Raw genomic sequence first — 16,908 nt, forward strand, 5'->3', positions numbered from 1 at the left:
GCCTGCAGACCCCGAGGCCTCATGCCGCCGGGTGTGTCCCCAAGCAACTCATACAACTAAATCAGTTGCGGCGTGAAAGGTGTTTTATTTGTTGAGATTTGGGATGGCTTGTAACGCGGGCAGGGGGTGAGCATTTTGGCGCGGGATCAAGCGGGCGCCAGTCTTCCCGAACCATTGATGGGTCAATGAACTGGCCCTAGTCGGAATTCAATGGATACATGTAGGGGCGCGTGGCCTTGCCGCTTGATGCCTTGGAGTGGCACTTTGCCGTGGCCATTCATCAACAGCTGGCGCGGCATTTCAGGCTTCAAACTCAAATTTAATGACGGGCGCGTCACTTGGTCCGATATTGCGGGGCGACAGGACAAATTCGCACCGATCGCTGCCCATAATGGCCTCACTACAAAGCCAAGCCGGCACGAGCCGGAGGCAAGGAGACCTGATGCAGCCGAACTTCCTGTTGTTCATCACGGATCAACAGCGCGCGGATCACGTGTGCAGCTATGGCAACGCCATGCTGCGCACGCCGGCGCTGGACGCCTTGGCCGCGCAAGGGTGGTCTGCCGACCGCTTCTACGTGGGCTCGCCGATCTGCATGCCCAATCGCGCCACGATGATGACCGGCCGCATGCCGTCTGTGCATGGGGTGCGGCATAACGGCATTCCGCTGTCGCAGCGCGCCACCACGTTCGTTGAACGTCTGCGCGGCGCGGGGTATGCCACGGCATTGATCGGCAAGTCGCATTTGCAGAACATGACGGGCAAGGGGCCGCTGTGGCCGCCGCCGCCGTCGTCGGGCAGCATTCCCTCCCACGGTGAAGCCTGGGCGGCCGAACCCGGTCACTACGATCAAGAGTGGGGGCCGCTCTGGCGCTCGGACCCTGGCCACGATCTGGACACGCCGTTCTACGGGTTCGACCGCGTGGTGTTGGCGGTGGACCATGGCGATCAGGTCTGGGGCCATTACGGGCGCTGGCTTGCGCGCGAGCATCCCGAAGCGCGGCGGCGTTGGGGTCCCGAGCACGCGCTGCCTGCGCCTGACTTCGTATTGACCCAGCATCAGCAAGCGTGGCGGACGCGGGTGCCCGAGGAGTGTTCCACCACCGCCTACATCGGCGATCAAACCATCGCGCAACTGCGCGAGCATGCGGCAAGCGGCGCGCCGTTCTTCATACAGTGCTCCTTTCCGGACCCGCACCATCCTTTCACCCCGCATGGAAAGTACTGGGGCATGTACCGGCCGGAAGACGTGGCGCTGCCCGTGTCGTTTCATGCGAGCGCGGCGGCCGGCCACGTGCCGCCTCCGCATGTGGCCTGGCTGTATCAGCAGCGCGATCAGGGCAAAGCGGTCAAACATACGCCGGCCGTGTTCGCCTGCACGGAACGCGAAGCGCGGGAAGCCATCGCGTTGAACTACGGTTCCATCAGCCATATCGACGCCACGATCGGCCGCGTCATGCAAACGCTGCGCGACACGGGGCTGGATGACAACACCGTCGTCATCTTCACCAGTGATCACGGCGATTACTTCGGCGATCACCAGTTGATGCTGAAAGGGCCTATCCACTATCAAGGCCTGATCCGCACGCCCTTCATCTGGCGCGACCCGCAATCCAAGCCCGCCGCCGCGCGCAGTCAGGCGTTGTGCTCTACCGCCGATATCGCCGCAACCATTCTGGCGCGAGCAGAACTGCCTGAATACAACGGCATGCAGGGCATGTCGTTGTTGCCGCTGATGGCAGGCGTTGTCGACACCGTACGCGATGCGGTGCTGATTGAAGAAGAAAGCCAACGCACGATGTTCGGTTTGCCCAGCCGCACGCGCATGCGAACGCTGCAAACGTCGCGCCATCGTTTAAGCGTCTACGCGGACGCAGGCTGGGGCGAACTCTATGACTTGCAGGAAGACCCCGACGAATTGCGCAACCTATGGGATGCCCCGGCCGCCGCCGCCACACGGGGCGAACTGTTGTTCGCGTTGTCGAAGGCCATGATCCGTCACGCGGAAACGAGCCCCCATCCCACCGCTATTGCCTGATGGCACCGCCCAGGCCGCGGCTTGCGTGCGGCCGACACCCCGGAGAGAAAAATGTTCAAGCCTTCGCTGTTCTGCATGGCGCTGTTTTGCATGCCGCTGATTGGGCCGGGCGTGGCTGCCGCCTCGCCGGCCGATTATCCGAATCGTCCCATCCGGCTCATCGTTAACTTTTCGCCTGCCGGTCCACTGGATATTGGCGCCCGCGCCATTGCGATGGCCGCCAGTGAATTGCTGGGCCAGACAATCATCGTTGAAAATCGTCCCGGCGCCTCGGGCAATATTGGCGCAAAGGCCGTCGCCAAGGCCGAGCCTGACGGCTACACGTTGCTCATGACGCTGGATACCTTGGTGACGGTCAACCCGCACGTCTTCAAAGACCTGGCCGAAGACGTGACCCGGTACCTGGAGCCGCTAAGCGTCGCCGGCAGTTTTGGTCTGGCGCTGACGGTGCGCGCCGACCTGGGCGTGGCGACATTTGAGGATTTTGTCCGATACGCCAAGGCGAACGCCGTGACCTATTCATCGGCGGGCTATGGCAGCCCGGGCAATCTCGCTTTTGAAAAACTGAACCTGGCGCTTGGCTTGGACGTCGCGCACGCGCCTTTCCGTGGCAGCGCGGGCGCCGTCAATGCCTTGCTTGGCAATCAAATCCAGGCAGGGTTTCTGGCCGCCTCAGCCGTGCAGCCGCACGTGCGAGCGGGAACGATGCGTGCGTTGGCGATCTCGTCACGCGAGCCGGACCCGGATCTTCCCGGTGTGCCCGCCATGGCGAATCTGGGCATGGCGCCGTTAAAGGATTTTGAAGCGGCCTTCGCCTTTCTGATCATGGCGCCCAAGGGCCTGCCGCCCCACATCGCGCAAAAATGGGATGAGACCTTGGCAGCGGTGTACGCGCGGCCAGCGTTCCAGAAGAGCATCGCCAGCTTGGGGATGCGCGCGCCGTTTGCGGGGCGCGCGGAAGCAAAAAAGTGGGTGGAAACACGAGCCGGAAGCTGGGGAGAGGTGATCGCAAAGGCAGGGATTAAAGGGGAGTAGGGCCGCAGGTTTTTTTGCAGGTCAGGCTGTGCTGCAATTTTGCGAGTAGCTAGCGTCACATTAACGTCCGCTAAGGGGCGGGCTGTGTAGGGCGAGACTGATTTTGGAGTTGGGGTTTCTCTGGGGGGCGAAGGTAAACTCTTCGAAAAGTGGAATCGCAAACGTTGCCTGCCAGCAATGATCCACGCCAACCTGATTGCGTCATCAAAATCATCATGCCCATCGCCGACCTTGCCGCCGCGCTTTCCTCGCCCGTTCATTCCCCCGACGACCTGGATTCCCTAGAGCAGTTCTTCAACCGCCCCKAGGTCCGCGCCTTCTACCTGGAATCCCAGGACGACGCGCACACCTCGGCCAACCTTCAGGCCTGCGCCGCGCTGCTTCCCAATCTGCACCCCAGCCGTGCCTCGGCGCTGGCGTTGATGTGCGGCTCGCTGGTGGAAGACGACGCAGATCCGACCATTCTCTTTCCGACCCTGCAAACGTTGCTTAAGCAATGGCTGCAAACGCTGCGGCCCTACTGCGCGCAAGAAGTCGAGGAAGACGATGAAGAGGTCGAGGCCGTGGATCGTCAAGCGTGGGCTGATGCTCAGGCCAGGCTCGCCGCCGTGCCGGAAGAGAAGCGCTGGGAAGTGGAGTCGTTGCAAGAAGCCGTGGACGTGCTGGTGCTGCCGATGATGACCATGCTGATGCGCAGCCAGCGTAATCACCAAGCCTTTGTCGCAGACCGGGATTTGATGGCGCTGCTGCACCCGATGGCGACGAACAACGACAGCTTGCCGTTCGAGCAGCTGCATTATCTGTGGATGGCGTCGCAGGTCAGTTACGAGGATGAATTGATCGTGGTGTTGCCCACTTCAAAGACGGGTTTCGTGGCGCAGGCGCATGCCATCAACAACACCTTCCATGCGTTCACCTTGTTGCAGATCTTGATTGGCGAGCATGCGCAAGCGTTGGGCGTAAAGCGCGAGATTCCCGCGCGTCAGCCGGACATGGACCGGGACACCGCCGACTTCCAATGGCTGCAAGCCGGCGCCTTCACCAACGGCGAACTGACCCAGCCGATGCTGTGGGCCTGGGGCGAAGCCGCGTTGCGCCACAACATGGCCAGGCACGGCAAGCGGGTCCTGATTGCATTGGAAACGGACGAAGGCACGACGCGAAACTGGTCGGGATTCAACGGCATCATTCACGATGCGCAGGAACCGTCGATGACCTTCAAGCGTTATCTGACGGCGGAAGAAGTGGCGTTATATCTGGCTTGATTAGGAACTCCTATGCAGACCAACGAAATTCATCGCGGGCGGCTGATCGACCACATTCAACTCGTGGTGCGCGATCTGCCCGCCAGCCAACGGTTTTACCAAGCGGTGTTTTACGCGCTGAAGGTGCCCATGGGCGGCACCGCGGAGGATTATTTCTGGGCCGATGAACTGTTTGTGTCGACGGCGTCGAGCAAGGCGGCATCCGGCGAATTGACGGGACGTCATCATCTGGCGTTTCAGGCCGAAGACCAGGCGATGGTGGATGCGTTCTACCAGGCGGCGCTGGCGAACGGCGGCAAGGACAACGGCGCGCCGGGTTTTCGGGACTATCACCCGGGGTATTACGGCGCGTTTGTGCTGGACCCGGATGGCAACAATATCGAAGCGGTGTTCCACGGCGAGGCGCAGCGCAGTGCACCGTCGGTCAAGGTGACCTTCTAGACAGCTTTGGCGTATTGCTGCTGCTGCTGCTGCTGCTGCCGGCAGCATCGGACGCAACCTCGGGACGCGCGGAAATTCTGCGATTTCCACTTCGTCCCGATTCAAGGCTGCAACATGTCATGCCTGCATCACCACTTGCCTTGGTTCTGTGATTGCGTCTGCATCGGCGGCGCAGCGCTGCCGGGCCGCACCGTGTCCATGTACTTTCGATAATTGGCGATGTACTCCGGGCTGGTGATGTCGGGCGAGTTGTCGCTGCTCCAGCTGCGTTCGACGCCTGATTGCTTCCACGCAGCCAGGTCGCGCATGACCTCGTCGCGGCTCAGGGGAATGTTGGGTTCCGGCACGGCGGTGGTCGGGGCAACCGCGGTTTGTGCGAGGGCGCTGCCGGAGAGCAGGGCGGCGGCAAGCGCAATGGGCACGAGACCGCGCCACGTTAGGACTGTCTTCATGAGGAACTCCTTGATGACGAGAGTGACCMCTCCCTCTCATGGCTTCGGCCTCATCGTAGGGCCGCATGGGTGGATGCCGCATACCCCAAATTGGGTACGCCTCTGCCATCGCCGGATGGTGTCCGGTGCGTGCTTACAGCAAGGAGGCCAGCCGGACGAGCTCTGATTGGCGGTGGCATTCCATCTTGCTGAGCAAGGACGCTACCTGCTTGCGCACGGTCAGCACCGATGCCTGGCGCAGCGTAGCCACTTCTTCCACGCTATGACCGGCGGCCAGGCCCGCCAGCACGGCAGCTTCGGCGCGAGTAATGGCGAAGACGGCTTCCAGCTTGCCCACGTCGGGCATGGCGAACGCGCTTTTACGGCGCATGCGCACGAGCATCATGCGTCCTCCGGCGGGGCTGAGCGTCTCGGGCGCCGGGCTGATGTCGATCCAGAACACCTCGCCCCAGCTGGCGGTGGTGGCAAGGGACCGCATCTGGCGGTCACGGCCGATGGCGGCGCAGTAGCCTTCGAACAAGCGCTGTAACTTGGCATTGGCGTGGCGCAGCTTGCCGCCCCGCACGGTCCAGCCGTGGCCGTCGTCCAGGTAGCGCAGCGCCAGCGCCGACATTTTATTGACCAGGAATTCCTTGCTGATCAGCATCACGGCTTCGCCGACGCTTGAGAACGCGTTGTCGATGGATTGCCAGCCGACAGCAACCGCCTGTTGCCGTTGCAGCCGCCGGCTGTGCCGGGTGGCGCCGCGTGCGTCTACCAGCGCGTGCGCGTTGCGCAGGATGTCTTGCCACGGCGAGGCGGGGTCGCTTAGCGGGGGGGCGCCTTCGAACGGGCGCTGTAAGGCAATCTGATGCTCGGCCATGATGTGCCTCCAACGCTGGTTCGGACGTAATCGCGGTTACGTGTCACACGTGGTAGGGAGGTCCGGCGAAAGGGGCCGGATCGGCGCTCGGCTGCTGCGGATCAGAGCGGATGGGCGCAGGCTTGCCGGCACTTGTTGGCAGCCCGTCCCCGAAGCGCAAATTATGCGCGTGAAATCGTCGTCGCGCCCTGATGCACGTGCACCGGGTTATTCCGATCAGAATCATGCGGGCGGTTACGCGCCGTCTTGTCCCAGCAAGCGCAGCAATCGCGACCGGCGCTCGGGATCGGCCTTGCGGGCCTCGGCGGCCAGCTTTTTGTCTGGGCCGCATAAGCGTTCGCGTACGACCGGCGCTTCGTACTCGGGCAAACGGGCCAAGGCCTGGATCAGGCGGTCCAGCGTGGCGTTGTCGTCCAGGGCGGGTTTGCCCGGCAGTTTGAAATTGTCGGTACAGCGGCGCACGCACGCGACGATGGAGTCGACCGACGCGGGCGTCAACCCGTGCTGCTGGATGAACAAGGGCGTGAACCGGTCTTGCGCGGACTGATGCTCGTCATCGACCAAGTCCATGTAGTGCACGACCAGCGCAAAGTGGCGGGCATCGGCCAGGCCTAACGCGAAGGTGGCATACGTACCTGCCAGGCAGGCTTTTTCGTCATCGGCGTCGGTGTACCACTCGTACGGCTTGATCGCCGCGCGGGCGTAGGTGGCAAGTGCGTCATGCGCGTCCGGGTACTGCGCGGCGTTGGCAAAGAAGCGGTGCGTGTCGGACTTTGCCAGCCCCTTTACGGGCAGGTAATTTCTGGCCTTGCTTTTGACGCTTAATTGATAGCCCGGCGGAAATCCGGTTTGCAGCAGGCGCGTGATAAAGGCAAGTGCTTGTTGGTAGGCGGCGGCGCATTCCTGGCGGATGTGCACGGTGATGGTGGACAGCACGTCATTGGCCGCGCCGTCGAACTCGGGCGTGGATACGCGCAGGTGTTCGGGCGGATGCGCGCCGCTGCCATCGGTGAGCATGCGGGCGGCGCGTTCGCTGCCCAGTTGTTGCGCCAGTTCCAGAAAGCCCAGGCCCGTGGGCCGGCTGTATCCCGGCTCGTGGCGCAGAATCAGCGTGGCGGCGTACAGCAACAGATCGACGTCGCGGTCAGCCGGGTCCAGCATGGCGCCGGGTTTGGCGTGATAGATGTTTTGGCGGAACGCGTTCTGCTCAATGCTGAAATAGCGCGGCAGGTACTGCATTTCAGCCCAGCTGCGCAGCGCGTGGATGATGCTGTGGCGTTGCTCGTCCAGCGTGGGTTGGCCCGCGTTCAGTTCCAGCACGCGCTGAAAGATGCGGATGAGCCAGGCGGGGTCCGGCGCGGGAAACAGCTGCTTGTCCAGCAGATGCCGCGTCAGGAAAAAAACATCCAGCCGTTGGGTGGGATGCGTGCCTTGAAAAAGGTTCTGGTCAAGATACGCCTGCACGCGCTCGCGCAGCAGCTGGCGCTTGGCCTCGTCGATGTGTTCCACCAAGGTCAGCCGCAGCCGGCCGCCCGTGGTGGGAAACTGCGCCCGGAAGCGAAACGTGTGGTTCAGCAGCACGGAACTGCCCAGCTTCGCAATCCGTTCGCGCACCGCGTCGGCCAAGGGGGGCACCAGATGCTCCTGCACCTGCTCGGGGCTGAGCGGACCATTGCGGCCTTGCGGACGCAGGCCATCTCCGCCATTCGGCGACCAATCGGGCGACAGGTCGAACACAATGCGCGAGGGATCGTATTCCAGCAGGATTTCGTCGTGGATGCCAAGTTGCAACGACGTGCGATGCGCGATGTCGTTGAGGCCTTCGCGGGCTTCCTGCTTGTTGAACCAATCGTGGATGGCAGCCAGCGATTCGTCCAGCATCTGGTGGCCGGTCTTGTGATGCAGGCCGATTGCGCCTTGTGTGTCTAGCGTCATGTTGCGTGGGCGCCGCGGCAGGCGCGAGAAGATCAATGAAGGGGAGCCATGCTACGGGGCAATGCGAGGGACGGCAATGCGAGGGACGGCAATGCTACCGGGGCAAGGCGAGGGACGACAATGCTACCGGGCCAACGCGATGGACGGCAATGCTACTGGGGTAATGCTGCCGGATCAGCGGGGCGTGCCGAGCCGCCCGGCGGCAAAATCGCCGCCCGCCACAGATCCAGGAAGTGCCGCTTCTTCAGCGGGTCCAGATACACCAGCAGCCCCACGCCCAAGGCCATGGGGCGCACGCCCGCAGCCGGCACAACTGACGCATTGACGCGGCGCATGCCGGACTGCTTGGCCAACATCTCTTGCCCCCGCGGCGACAGCAGGTAATCCAGCAGCCGCGCGCCCAGGTCCGCGCGCGGCGCCTGCTTTGGGATGATCGCCGAGCGCGACAGCATCAGCGTGTAGTCCTGCGGGTAGATGATGGCCAGCGGCGCACCCTGGTCGATGCGATGCCGGGTGTAGGACTCCAGCAGGTTGTAGGCCAGCGTGACGTCGCCGCGTTCGAGCTTGTCCAGCGCGTCTTCGGTGGATTCGTGGATGGTGACGCCGTTGCGGCCGAACGCGGCCAGCAGCGCGCCCGCCATGCTGTCCAGCCGCGTGTCCTGCGTGGCGGCCAGATAGCCGATGCCGCTGCCCTGCACGTCATAGGTCGAAATACGGTTTGCCAGCGGTTGATCAGGCGCTTGCAGCAACGACAGCAATTCGCGGCGCGTGTGCGGCACACGCGCCGCGGCGAGTGTGCCGGTGTTGTAGACCATGACGATGGGGTCTGTGCCGATGCTGAAAACCTCGTCGCGCCAATTCGCCCAGGCGGGCAGGGCGCGCGTTTCGGGTGACACATGAACGCGCGCGTAGCCGTCGTTGACGAGCTTCGTCTGCAAGTCCATGGCGCTGCTGATGATCAGGTCGGGGCCTTGCAGGGCGGTGGGGTTGGCCTGGGCGCGGTCGATCGTGTCGCCATACAGCTGCTGGGTGGATAACTCGGTGTATTCCAGCCGGACGCCGGGGTTCAATTGGCTGAAGTCTTCCAGCACGCCCTTGAACACCTGCACGCTGTTGGAGGCATGCAGGATCAGCACGTTCTTGCTATCGGCGGGGCCTAGCGTCAGGCCGCTGCCGCTGACCTCGGCGGCGTGGCTGCTGGTTGCGACTAGCAGCAGGGCGCAAGCGATAGCGCCACGAGTGATGACGCCACGAGTGATGACGCCACGAGTGATGACGCCACGAATGCGGAGCAGGGCGTTACGCATGACGGTCATTCCGAAATTGCCCCGGCAAGAGGATGACCGCATTCAGCCCGCCGCCCACACGGTTGCTCAGGCTGAGTGTGCCTTGATGGATATCGACGACGCGTTTGATGATGGACAGGCCCAGTCCGGCGCCCGGTGTGCGGGGGTTGGGGCCGCGCGCAAAGCGTTCAAAGGCCGTGTGGGCCATCGCGGGCGGGATGCCCGGCCCCTGGTCGGCGACGGTGATGCGCCAGCCCCCGTCATGGGCGTCAAGCGTGACGTCGATATGGCCGTCGTCGTTGGCGCCATGGCGTAAGGCGTTGTCGATCAGGTTCTTGAAGGCTTCGCGCAGCATCAGGCTGTCGCCCAGCACGTGGGGCGCTTGCGCGGGCGTATCGTCTGTCGAGACGGCTGGCAGATGCAGGCGCACGTCGGGTTGCGGATCGGCTTGCGGCACGGTGTCGTACACGGCCTGGCTCAGCAGCTCGGCCAGGTTCACGGGCTGGAATTGTTTGACGTTGCTGCGGTGAATGACGCTGGCGTCGCTAAGCAGCTGGTTGACGAGCCGGGACAATTTCTCGGCGTTGCGCAACACGGCGACCAGGCTGCGGCGCTGTTCGGCGGGGTCGTCTTCGTCCAGCGCGACTTCCATCTGCGCGTGCAACGCCGCCAGCGGCGTACGCAACTGATGCGCGGCTTCGGCAATGAACAGGCGCAGCGTGTCCAGGTTCTCGGACAGGCGGGCCATGAAGCCATCCAGCGAATGCACCAGCGTGTCCAGCTCTTCCGGCACGGGCGCGGCGATGGGGTGCAGGTCCGAGGCGCTACGCGTGGCCAGCTCGCGTTCGATGCGTTGGATGGGCGACAGCGACCGGCGCAGCCCCCAATACGCCAGCGCCAGCGCGGCGGCAGCGAAGGCGATCAGCGTCAGCGTGCCTTGCCAAAGAATGCTGTCGGCCAAGGCATTGCGGGCTTCGCGAGTTTGCGCCACCTGGATGATGGCCGCTTCGGCGTTGCGGGGGCCGGCGATCTTGCGTTCCATCCACGCGATGCGGACGGGCGCGCCTTGGTAGGTGGCGGTGTAAAGCTGGGGCGTATCGGCGGCATCTGCTTGCGCGCGCGCCGGGGGCGGCAGGTCGGCATATCCGGAAATTTCTGCGCCGTCGGAGGCCGCTACGCGGTAGAACACGCGGTCGCGCGGGGCTTGTTCCAGCAGCGCCAAGGCGGCGTAGGGCATGTCCATCTGCCATTCGCCCTGCACCAGTTGCAGGCTGTCGGCCATGGACAGGACCGACGCGCGCAGCAACTGGTCGTACGTGGTGTCTGCGGTTTGCTGAGCGTAGCCGCGCACCAGCAGAAAAATCGCGCCCAGCCCCACGGCGAACAGCGCCAGCAGCATGGTGAGCAGACGGCGGCGGACGGAGATGCGGCCCAACTGCACGGGATTAGTCCGGCGTCTTGGCCGGCGCGCCGTCGTGCGCCCGGGCATCAGCGCCGTCGTTTGCCCGGGCATCAGCGCGGGCATCGGCGCGGTCATTGGCGCGGTCATCAGCGCGGTCATTGGCGCGGTCGGTGGACGTCAGCAGGTAACCCGTGCCGCGCTGCGTTTCAATGCGCAGCGGCGAGCCTTCCAGCTTGCGGCGAAGCCGGGCGATGTAGACCTCGATGGCGTTGGGCGCGGCGTCGTCATCGAAGGCGAACAGCTTGTTGGCGATCTCGGTCTTGCTGACGGCCCGGTTCATGCCGGCCAGCAGGATTTCCAGCAGGCTGTATTCGCGCTTGGGCAGGTCGATGCGTTGACCCGCCAGCGACACATGCCGCGCGGCGCTGTCGATGACCAGGTCTCCAAAGCGCTGCACACCGGTGGCTTGTGCGATTGGCCGGCGCAGCAGGGCGCGGCAGCGCGCCTCAAGCTCGCGAAAGTCAAAGGGCTTGGCCAGATAGTCATCGGCGCCGGTATCCAGGGCATGGACGCGGTCTTCGATGTCAATGCGCGCAGTCAGCGCCAGCACGGGCGTCTTGCTGCCGCGGTCACGGAGGCGGTGCAGGATGTCAAAGCCAGACATGCGCGGCAGCCCGATGTCCAGGATGACGAGATCAAACGTCTCGTATTGCAGCACGCCGTCGGCGCTCAGGCCGTCGTTTTGAAGGTCCACCGCGTGGCCGAGACGGCGCAGCCGGCGGACGAGGGCGTCGGCCAGATCCTCGTCGTCTTCGATTACCAGGATGCGCATCTGGCGATTGTAGCTGCGTCCAAATCTGGAAAAAACGACAGGTTCCAGACAGCTTTTATTTCTAGTCTTCGGCACCGGCCTTCCTTGCTGAAGGCGGCGCCACACATAACAACGACTAGTCGGAGATACCCCCTCATGCTACTGACCCTGCTTGGCTTCGGCATGGTGATCACGTTCATGACGCTGATCATGACCAAGCGCCTGTCGCCGTTGGTCGCCCTTATCCTTGTCCCCATTATTTTTGCGCTGCTGGGCGGCTTTGGCGCCGGCATCGACAAGATGATGCTGGACGGCATCCGCAAGATTGCGCCCACGGGCGTGATGCTGATGTTCGCCATCCTGTACTTCGGGGTGATGATCGACGCCGGCCTGTTTGACCCCATCGTGGGCCGCATTCTGCGCGCGGTGAAGGGCGATCCCTTGAAAATCGTGGTTGGCACGACCGTGCTGGCGCTGGTGATTTCCCTGGACGGCGACGGCTCCACCACCTACATGATCGTGGTGGCCTCGATGCTGCCGCTGTATCGCCGCCTGAAGATGAACGCGCTGTCGATGACCTGCCTGGCGATGCTGGCCAGCGGCATCATGAACCTGACCCCGTGGGGCGGGCCGACGGCGCGCGCCGCCAGCGCGCTGCACGTGGATGCGGGCGATATTTTCATTCCGCTGGTGCCGGTGATGGGCGTGGCTATCGTGTCCCTGCTGATCCTGGCGTTCTTCCTGGGCCTGCGTGAGCGCCGCCGTTTGGGCGTGCTGTCGTTGCCGGATGGCGCATCGCTGCACGCGGGCTACGACGAAGACGGCCCCAAGAACCTGCCCGAGATCGAAGTCGACCACGACCTGCGCCGCCCCAAGCTGCTGTGGGTGAACGCCGGCCTGACGCTGGCGCTGATGGTCAGCCTGGTGATGGGCATTCTGCCGCTGCCGGTGCTGTTCATGATTGCGTTTGCCGTCGCGCTGATCATCAACTATCCGAACCTGGCCGAACAACGCCGCCGCGTCGCGCAGCATGCGGGCAACGTGTTGTCGGTGGTGTCGCTGATTTTCGCGGCGGGCATCTTCACGGGCATCTTGTCCGGCACGGGCATGGTGGAAGCCATGTCGCGCAGCCTGCTTGCGGTGATCCCGGACGCGATGGGCCCGTATCTGGCCGGCATCACCGCGCTGGTCAGCCTGCCGTTCACGTTCTTCATGTCGAACGACGCCTTTTACTTTGGCGTGCTGCCGATCTTGAGCGAAGCCGCACAGGGCTACGGCATTTCGCCTGTGGAAATGGCGCGCGCATCGCTGATCGGGCAGCCGGTGCACCTGCTCAGCCCGCTCGTCCCGTCCACGTATCTGCTGGTGGGGCTGGCGGGCGTGGAGTTCGGCGACCACCAACGCTATGCGCTGAAGTGGGCCACCATGGTCTGCATGGTGATGCTGGTGGCCGCGCTGGCGTTCGGCCTCTTCCCCCTGGTCGGGGCGGTGGGTTGATGGCCCCTTTGAATTGAAGGGTTCGGTGGGTTGATCCGCGGCGCGTGCCGCACATCTGAATAAGGAATGGTCATGGCTTTGCGTATCGCGTATGTCACCAGCGGAATGGGCCACACGGGCACCGCGATCTGCCAGGCGCTGCATCACACCGGCCACCGCGTGGTGGCAGGCTGCGGCCCGCGCTCATCGCGCCGCGACAGCTGGTTGAAGGAACAGAAATCGCTGGGTTACGACTTCGTGGCGTCCGAAGGCGACGCCACGGATTGGGCGTCGACCGAGGCCGCGTTCGCCAAGGTGCGCCGTGAAGTGGGCGACATTGACGTGCTGGTCAACAACGCCGGGTCGATGCTGGACATGCGCTTTCGCCAGATGGCGTATGCCGACTGGTCGGCCGTGCTGCGAAGCAACCTGGACACGCTGTTCAACAGCACCAAGCAAGTCGTCGACAGCATGGCCGACCGGGGCTGGGGCCGCATCATCAACATTGGTTCCGTCGCCGCCGAAAAGGGCCAGATCGGCCAGATCAACTACGCCACGGCCAAGGGCGCGGTGATCGGCTTCACGCGGTCGCTGGCGCAGGAAGTGGCGGCGCGCGGCGTGACGGTAAACCTGGTGTCGCCCGGCTTCATCGCGGACGACACCGTGAAGGCGTTCCCGCCCGCGCTGCTGGACCGCATCATCGAAAGCGTGCCGGTCGGACGCTTGGGCACGGCGAAAGACTTGGCCGGCCTGTGCGCCTGGCTTGCGTCCGATGACGCGGCTTTTGTCACGGGCGCCAACTACGCCATCAATGGTGGCGTGTACATGAGCTGAGCTCGTGCGCTGACGCTTGAGCGGCCTGCGCGCCTAGTGCGCGCGGCTTTTCAGAAAATCCGGAATGGACGTGGCGGTGCGCTTGCTATCGGCCAGCCACTCCACGCGCCACTCGGTGATGCGCTCGGCGATGACGTGTTCAAAGACGCCCGGTGTGGGTTCGTTGATGGATTCAAACTGCCGCACCAGCACAAGCGGCTGCTCGGCCCCCGGCGTGTCTTCGGCGCATTCTGCGGCTTCTTCGAAGGTGGCGAAGGCGTAGTAATAGTCATCACCTTCGTGTAAGTCTTCGCCGCCCGCGTGAGGGTGAACCCACACGCGGTACTCCAACACATCGTCATAGAAATACCCGCCGCCGGATTTGGTCAGGGCGGGGTATTCGCCAACCTGGGCGGGGTCGATGGCGATGGGGTGGGAGGAGGATGCAGATGACGTCATGGTGCAGGGTGAGTTGGAAGTTAACCGTGTCGGGACGGCCGGGGCGCTACCTTATCCGACAAACGACGCGGCTAGTGCGTCAACGCCAGATGTGCGATGTAGCCGGATCGGCTTTCGCCGGCCGCGCGGGCTTTCGCGTCGATTCGGGCGAGTATGCGCCGGGGCAAACTGATATTGACGCGCTCGATGGTGTCGTCCATGACGGCAGGGTCTATTTCCACGATGGCCCAGATCCAGCCTGTGAATTCTGGATTCGCTTGATGAGCCGCGATGCCGCTGGGCGGCGGCACGGGCGCGCCGCTATCTAACGCGGCTTCAATCCAGAGCTCTATCGCTTCTTTCGTGTTTTCGATGGCTTCATCAATGCCCGAATCGGATGCTGAAAAGCAACCGGGCAGATCCGGAACGACAACGCCCCATGCTTGCGTGTCGCTGCCGGGCTCTATGGCGATGGGGTATTTCATGAGTTTCCTTGGTAAGCCGTGAGCGGACCAATAGATATGGCGGTGACCGATCTACTTCAGACCAGCTTGGGTCAACAACTTGGTGACCAAGCCGATTCCAAGGTCCTTCTTTGGATGGGGCACGCTGAGATGCCCAGGCTTTTCCGGGTGGACGTAGATGTGATGCGAGCCTCTCGCATTTCGGTAAACCCAGCCTGCTTGGCGGAGCTGTCTGATGAGTTCTCGGCTGTCCATGATGTGTACCATACACATCGCACAAATGAAAAGGGTCTGCCGCGGGAATAATCAGACCAAAAGATGGCACGCCCTTATGCAAAAATGCACCCGTTTTCGAATTTCAACAGGAGCGGTTCATGCAGACTACGTGGCGAGCGGTGGCGGGGGTGATCGCAGGGGTGGCCTTGGTGGGGCTTGCCGGCTGCGGGAAGAAAAATGAGTACCCCGAGAGCATTCGCCTTGTGACGTATAGCTCGTGCGTGGAAGGCTTCAAGAAAAGCGCGGGTGCGCGGCCGGACGTGGATACGCGCTCTGCCATGTATTGCCAATGCGTGCTGGACGGCTTGCAGAAGACGGTGGTGCTCAAGGACTACACCGCCTATGACCGGATGCTGGTCACCAACGAAAAAGGCCCGGAGCGCGACCGCATCGAAGCGCTGGTCAACGGCGTCGTCAATATGTGCGTGTCGGAGCAGTTAAAAAAATAGGGTGGCGTTGCCGGAGCCGGAGCTGGAACCCGGCGTGGCTCAGGTGCATTGCCATAGATGTCCGCTGACTCGGCAACCGACGCACCAGAACGTGTAGTTGCAGCCGCCGCTGCCCCATAGCCATTCGCCGCCATCGGCTTGAGGCAATCCGGAATCCAGCTGCATGACGAAGTGCATGTCTTGCTGGCAGTCGGGGCAGGCGGGATAGTCGGCGGATTGCACCCAGCTTGGTGCGCCGCCCACGCGGTTCAGATTCTGCCTGCCGTTCGATTGGCCCCAATCCTGCCAGGCCCACCGCGACGGCGCGGTGAATAGCTGAACGTCGGCGTCCAGCAGCGCATCGGCGACATAGTCCGGGGCCGACGCGTTTTCCAGGACTTGACTCGGGTGGGCGTGCGGGACGCCTTCCCCATCATGGCGATAGAACATCGCGCCATCGCTCTGCCACCCTTGGCATGACAGGCAGGTGGCGACATCAAGCGGCGTGGCGCTGGCTATGCCAGCCACGGCGGGATCATCCAGGGATAGCAAGCGGTGCAGCGGCGCGTGACAATGCCCGCAGGTGCTGGGCAGTCGTCCGCCCATGCGCGCTTGGGTGACGGACTCGGCGTTCGCGCCCCAAGTGGGATGCGCCTTTTGCACGTCACGCCGCCATGTGGGCTGATCGGCCAGCATGGGTTTGCGCTGGCTGGCACTCAATCCGATATGCAAGGGGCGCTCTGAATGCAGGGCGCGTATGCCGCCATCCTGCGACGCGTAGCCGGCAAGGTGCAGCCATGATTGGGCCAGCGCGTCGGGGTTGGGGAACAGGCGTAACCATGCTTGCTGCACAGCTTTGGGCTGGCGCGACCGCAGCAACGCAATCGCGCGTGTGCGGCCCAGCGTGCCGTCGCTGACATCGTCTTCCAAGGTGGCGCACCACTCCGCCGACGTTGTGGCGTCGAGCGCGCGCCAAGCCTGATCTGCCAAATACTCGGGGCCGCCTTCGCCGGCGTGCACGGCGCTCAGATACGCGTTCCAATTGCTGGCGAAGACGTCGGGGTATTGCAAGGCGGCGGAATCCAGCACTTCGCAAAGCATGTCTGACCGGGCGCCTTGCCGGGCGCGTTGCCACGCCGCGTTGACGGTTGCGATGTAGCTGTCGTCGTCCATCAGGTCGAGCGCGGCGTCAATGAACGTTGCGTGCTTCAGGTTGCGGTCCAAGGCTTGCACCACCAGGTCGCCCAACGCCTTCGGATCGTGCGCGCGCAGCTGCAGCATTTGCGCCATGGGGTCGTTGCCTTTCCAACCCAGGCGTTCGAAGGTGTCCAGAATTTCGGTGGCGGTTTGCATGAGCGGGGTCTGCATGAACGGGTTTGCACGATCGGGGTTTGCACGAGCGGGCGTTCGATGCTTGGGCTTTGCATGAACGGGCCCTGAATATTTTCAGGCGAGAGAATATCCGATCGTGTCTAGCGCCGGCGAA

16 protein-coding genes and 1 pseudogene are annotated in these 16,908 nt (G+C 63.4%); 7 read left to right on the top strand and 10 right to left on the bottom strand.

Going from position 1 to position 16,908, the window contains the following annotated elements; genetic code table 11:
• The first annotated feature begins 442 nt into the window (after positions 1 to 442).
• The 4 genes from AC1DB0_RS04585 (at position 443) to AC1DB0_RS04600 (ending at position 4,779) form a co-directional block, all read left to right on the top strand.
• Entirely contained in the window at positions 443 to 2,038 is a 1,596-nt protein-coding gene (locus tag AC1DB0_RS04585; RefSeq protein ID WP_476757738.1) for a sulfatase family protein, read from the top strand.
• Positions 2,039 to 2,059: 21 nt separating this feature from the next.
• The gene (locus tag AC1DB0_RS04590; protein ID WP_476757737.1) at positions 2,060 to 3,073 is read left to right on the top strand and encodes a Bug family tripartite tricarboxylate transporter substrate binding protein; all 1,014 of its coding nucleotides are present in this window, start codon (positions 2,060 to 2,062) and stop codon (positions 3,071 to 3,073) included.
• Between the two features lie 215 nt (positions 3,074 to 3,288).
• On the top strand, positions 3,289 to 4,338 hold the full coding sequence (locus AC1DB0_RS04595; protein ID WP_476758612.1) for a hypothetical protein: 1,050 nt from the start codon (positions 3,289 to 3,291) through the stop codon (positions 4,336 to 4,338).
• Positions 4,339 to 4,350: 12 nt separating this feature from the next.
• Positions 4,351 to 4,779, top strand: a complete 429-nt coding sequence (locus AC1DB0_RS04600; RefSeq protein ID WP_476757736.1) for a VOC family protein — start codon at positions 4,351 to 4,353, stop codon at positions 4,777 to 4,779.
• 128 nt (positions 4,780 to 4,907) lie between these two features.
• On the opposite strand, the gene AC1DB0_RS04605 is transcribed toward AC1DB0_RS04600, so the two are convergent.
• From AC1DB0_RS04605 to AC1DB0_RS04630, 6 genes and pseudogenes are all read right to left on the bottom strand, one after another.
• Complete coding sequence (locus tag AC1DB0_RS04605) at positions 4,908 to 5,231, bottom strand: DUF4148 domain-containing protein (RefSeq protein WP_175171706.1); 324 nt, start codon at positions 5,229 to 5,231, stop codon at positions 4,908 to 4,910.
• Between the two features lie 133 nt (positions 5,232 to 5,364).
• Positions 5,365 to 6,093: a LuxR C-terminal-related transcriptional regulator gene (locus AC1DB0_RS04610; RefSeq protein WP_082387104.1), complete on the bottom strand. Its 729-nt coding sequence runs from the start codon at positions 6,091 to 6,093 to the stop codon at positions 5,365 to 5,367.
• A 234-nt stretch (positions 6,094 to 6,327) separates the two neighbouring features.
• The gene (locus AC1DB0_RS04615; protein WP_476757735.1) at positions 6,328 to 8,028 is read right to left on the bottom strand and encodes a DUF6138 family protein; all 1,701 of its coding nucleotides are present in this window, start codon (positions 8,026 to 8,028) and stop codon (positions 6,328 to 6,330) included.
• Positions 8,029 to 8,180: 152 nt separating this feature from the next.
• A complete protein-coding gene (locus AC1DB0_RS04620; protein ID WP_476757734.1) occupies positions 8,181 to 9,335 on the bottom strand; it encodes an ABC transporter substrate-binding protein in 1,155 nt (384 codons plus the stop codon).
• Positions 9,328 to 10,803, bottom strand: coding sequence for a sensor histidine kinase N-terminal domain-containing protein (locus tag AC1DB0_RS04625; protein ID WP_476757919.1), 1,476 nt, complete (start codon positions 10,801 to 10,803; stop codon positions 9,328 to 9,330). Before AC1DB0_RS04625 ends, AC1DB0_RS04620 begins: the two co-directional genes overlap by 8 nt.
• Before the next feature lie 85 nt (positions 10,804 to 10,888).
• Positions 10,889 to 11,548, bottom strand: a pseudogene (locus AC1DB0_RS04630) (response regulator); the annotation flags it as partial.
• Between AC1DB0_RS04630 and AC1DB0_RS04635 the strand changes: the two are divergent.
• Together AC1DB0_RS04635 and AC1DB0_RS04640 are read left to right on the top strand one after the other, a co-directional pair.
• Complete coding sequence (locus tag AC1DB0_RS04635) at positions 11,474 to 13,024, top strand: CitMHS family transporter (protein WP_276325548.1); 1,551 nt, start codon at positions 11,474 to 11,476, stop codon at positions 13,022 to 13,024. The pseudogene AC1DB0_RS04630 and the gene AC1DB0_RS04635 sit on opposite strands and share 75 nt — an antisense overlap.
• 72 nt (positions 13,025 to 13,096) lie before the next feature.
• The gene (locus AC1DB0_RS04640) at positions 13,097 to 13,837 is read left to right on the top strand and encodes an SDR family oxidoreductase (protein WP_054424713.1); all 741 of its coding nucleotides are present in this window, start codon (positions 13,097 to 13,099) and stop codon (positions 13,835 to 13,837) included.
• 33 nt (positions 13,838 to 13,870) lie between these two features.
• Here the strand turns inward: AC1DB0_RS04640 and AC1DB0_RS04645 are convergent, their stop codons facing one another.
• The 3 genes from AC1DB0_RS04645 to AC1DB0_RS04655 all read right to left on the bottom strand — a co-directional run bounded on the left by AC1DB0_RS04645 (position 13,871) and on the right by AC1DB0_RS04655 (position 14,973).
• Entirely contained in the window at positions 13,871 to 14,275 is a 405-nt protein-coding gene (locus AC1DB0_RS04645; RefSeq protein ID WP_054424231.1) for a hypothetical protein, read from the bottom strand.
• Positions 14,276 to 14,346: 71 nt separating this feature from the next.
• Positions 14,347 to 14,739, bottom strand: coding sequence for a type II toxin-antitoxin system HicB family antitoxin (locus AC1DB0_RS04650; protein WP_175171709.1), 393 nt, complete (start codon positions 14,737 to 14,739; stop codon positions 14,347 to 14,349).
• Between the two features lie 51 nt (positions 14,740 to 14,790).
• A complete protein-coding gene (locus AC1DB0_RS04655; protein ID WP_082387125.1) occupies positions 14,791 to 14,973 on the bottom strand; it encodes a type II toxin-antitoxin system HicA family toxin in 183 nt (60 codons plus the stop codon).
• 119 nt (positions 14,974 to 15,092) lie between these two features.
• Between AC1DB0_RS04655 and AC1DB0_RS04660 the strand changes: the two genes are divergently transcribed.
• The gene (locus tag AC1DB0_RS04660) at positions 15,093 to 15,443 is read left to right on the top strand and encodes a hypothetical protein (protein ID WP_054424224.1); all 351 of its coding nucleotides are present in this window, start codon (positions 15,093 to 15,095) and stop codon (positions 15,441 to 15,443) included.
• Between the two features lie 39 nt (positions 15,444 to 15,482).
• On the opposite strand, the gene AC1DB0_RS04665 is transcribed toward AC1DB0_RS04660, so the two are convergent.
• The gene (locus AC1DB0_RS04665) at positions 15,483 to 16,790 is read right to left on the bottom strand and encodes a hypothetical protein (RefSeq protein ID WP_476757733.1); all 1,308 of its coding nucleotides are present in this window, start codon (positions 16,788 to 16,790) and stop codon (positions 15,483 to 15,485) included.
• Between the last annotated feature and the right edge of the window lie 118 nt (positions 16,791 to 16,908).

It is taken from the genome of Achromobacter sp. 10T422 (genome assembly GCF_056394065.1).

What these genes read in the sequence shown, in the direction of transcription:
- AC1DB0_RS04665 (WP_476757733.1), bottom strand. Translation starts at nt 16,790, where the DNA reads ATGCAGACCCCGCTCATGCAAACCGCCACCGAAATTCTGGACACCTTC.
- AC1DB0_RS04660 (WP_054424224.1), top strand. Translation starts at nt 15,093, where the DNA reads ATGCAGACTACGTGGCGAGCGGTGGCGGGGGTGATCGCAGGGGTGGCC.
- AC1DB0_RS04620 (WP_476757734.1), bottom strand. Translation starts at nt 9,335, where the DNA reads ATGCGTAACGCCCTGCTCCGCATTCGTGGCGTCATCACTCGTGGCGTC.
- AC1DB0_RS04650 (WP_175171709.1), bottom strand. Translation starts at nt 14,739, where the DNA reads ATGAAATACCCCATCGCCATAGAGCCCGGCAGCGACACGCAAGCATGG.
- AC1DB0_RS04640 (WP_054424713.1), top strand. Translation starts at nt 13,097, where the DNA reads ATGGCTTTGCGTATCGCGTATGTCACCAGCGGAATGGGCCACACGGGC.
- AC1DB0_RS04625 (WP_476757919.1), bottom strand. Translation starts at nt 10,803, where the DNA reads ATGCCCGGGCGCACGACGGCGCGCCGGCCAAGACGCCGGACTAATCCC.
- AC1DB0_RS04645 (WP_054424231.1), bottom strand. Translation starts at nt 14,275, where the DNA reads ATGACGTCATCTGCATCCTCCTCCCACCCCATCGCCATCGACCCCGCC.
- AC1DB0_RS04655 (WP_082387125.1), bottom strand. Translation starts at nt 14,973, where the DNA reads ATGGACAGCCGAGAACTCATCAGACAGCTCCGCCAAGCAGGCTGGGTT.
- AC1DB0_RS04600 (WP_476757736.1), top strand. Translation starts at nt 4,351, where the DNA reads ATGCAGACCAACGAAATTCATCGCGGGCGGCTGATCGACCACATTCAA.
- AC1DB0_RS04585 (WP_476757738.1), top strand. Translation starts at nt 443, where the DNA reads ATGCAGCCGAACTTCCTGTTGTTCATCACGGATCAACAGCGCGCGGAT.
- AC1DB0_RS04605 (WP_175171706.1), bottom strand. Translation starts at nt 5,231, where the DNA reads ATGAAGACAGTCCTAACGTGGCGCGGTCTCGTGCCCATTGCGCTTGCC.
- AC1DB0_RS04610 (WP_082387104.1), bottom strand. Translation starts at nt 6,093, where the DNA reads ATGGCCGAGCATCAGATTGCCTTACAGCGCCCGTTCGAAGGCGCCCCC.
- AC1DB0_RS04615 (WP_476757735.1), bottom strand. Translation starts at nt 8,028, where the DNA reads ATGACGCTAGACACACAAGGCGCAATCGGCCTGCATCACAAGACCGGC.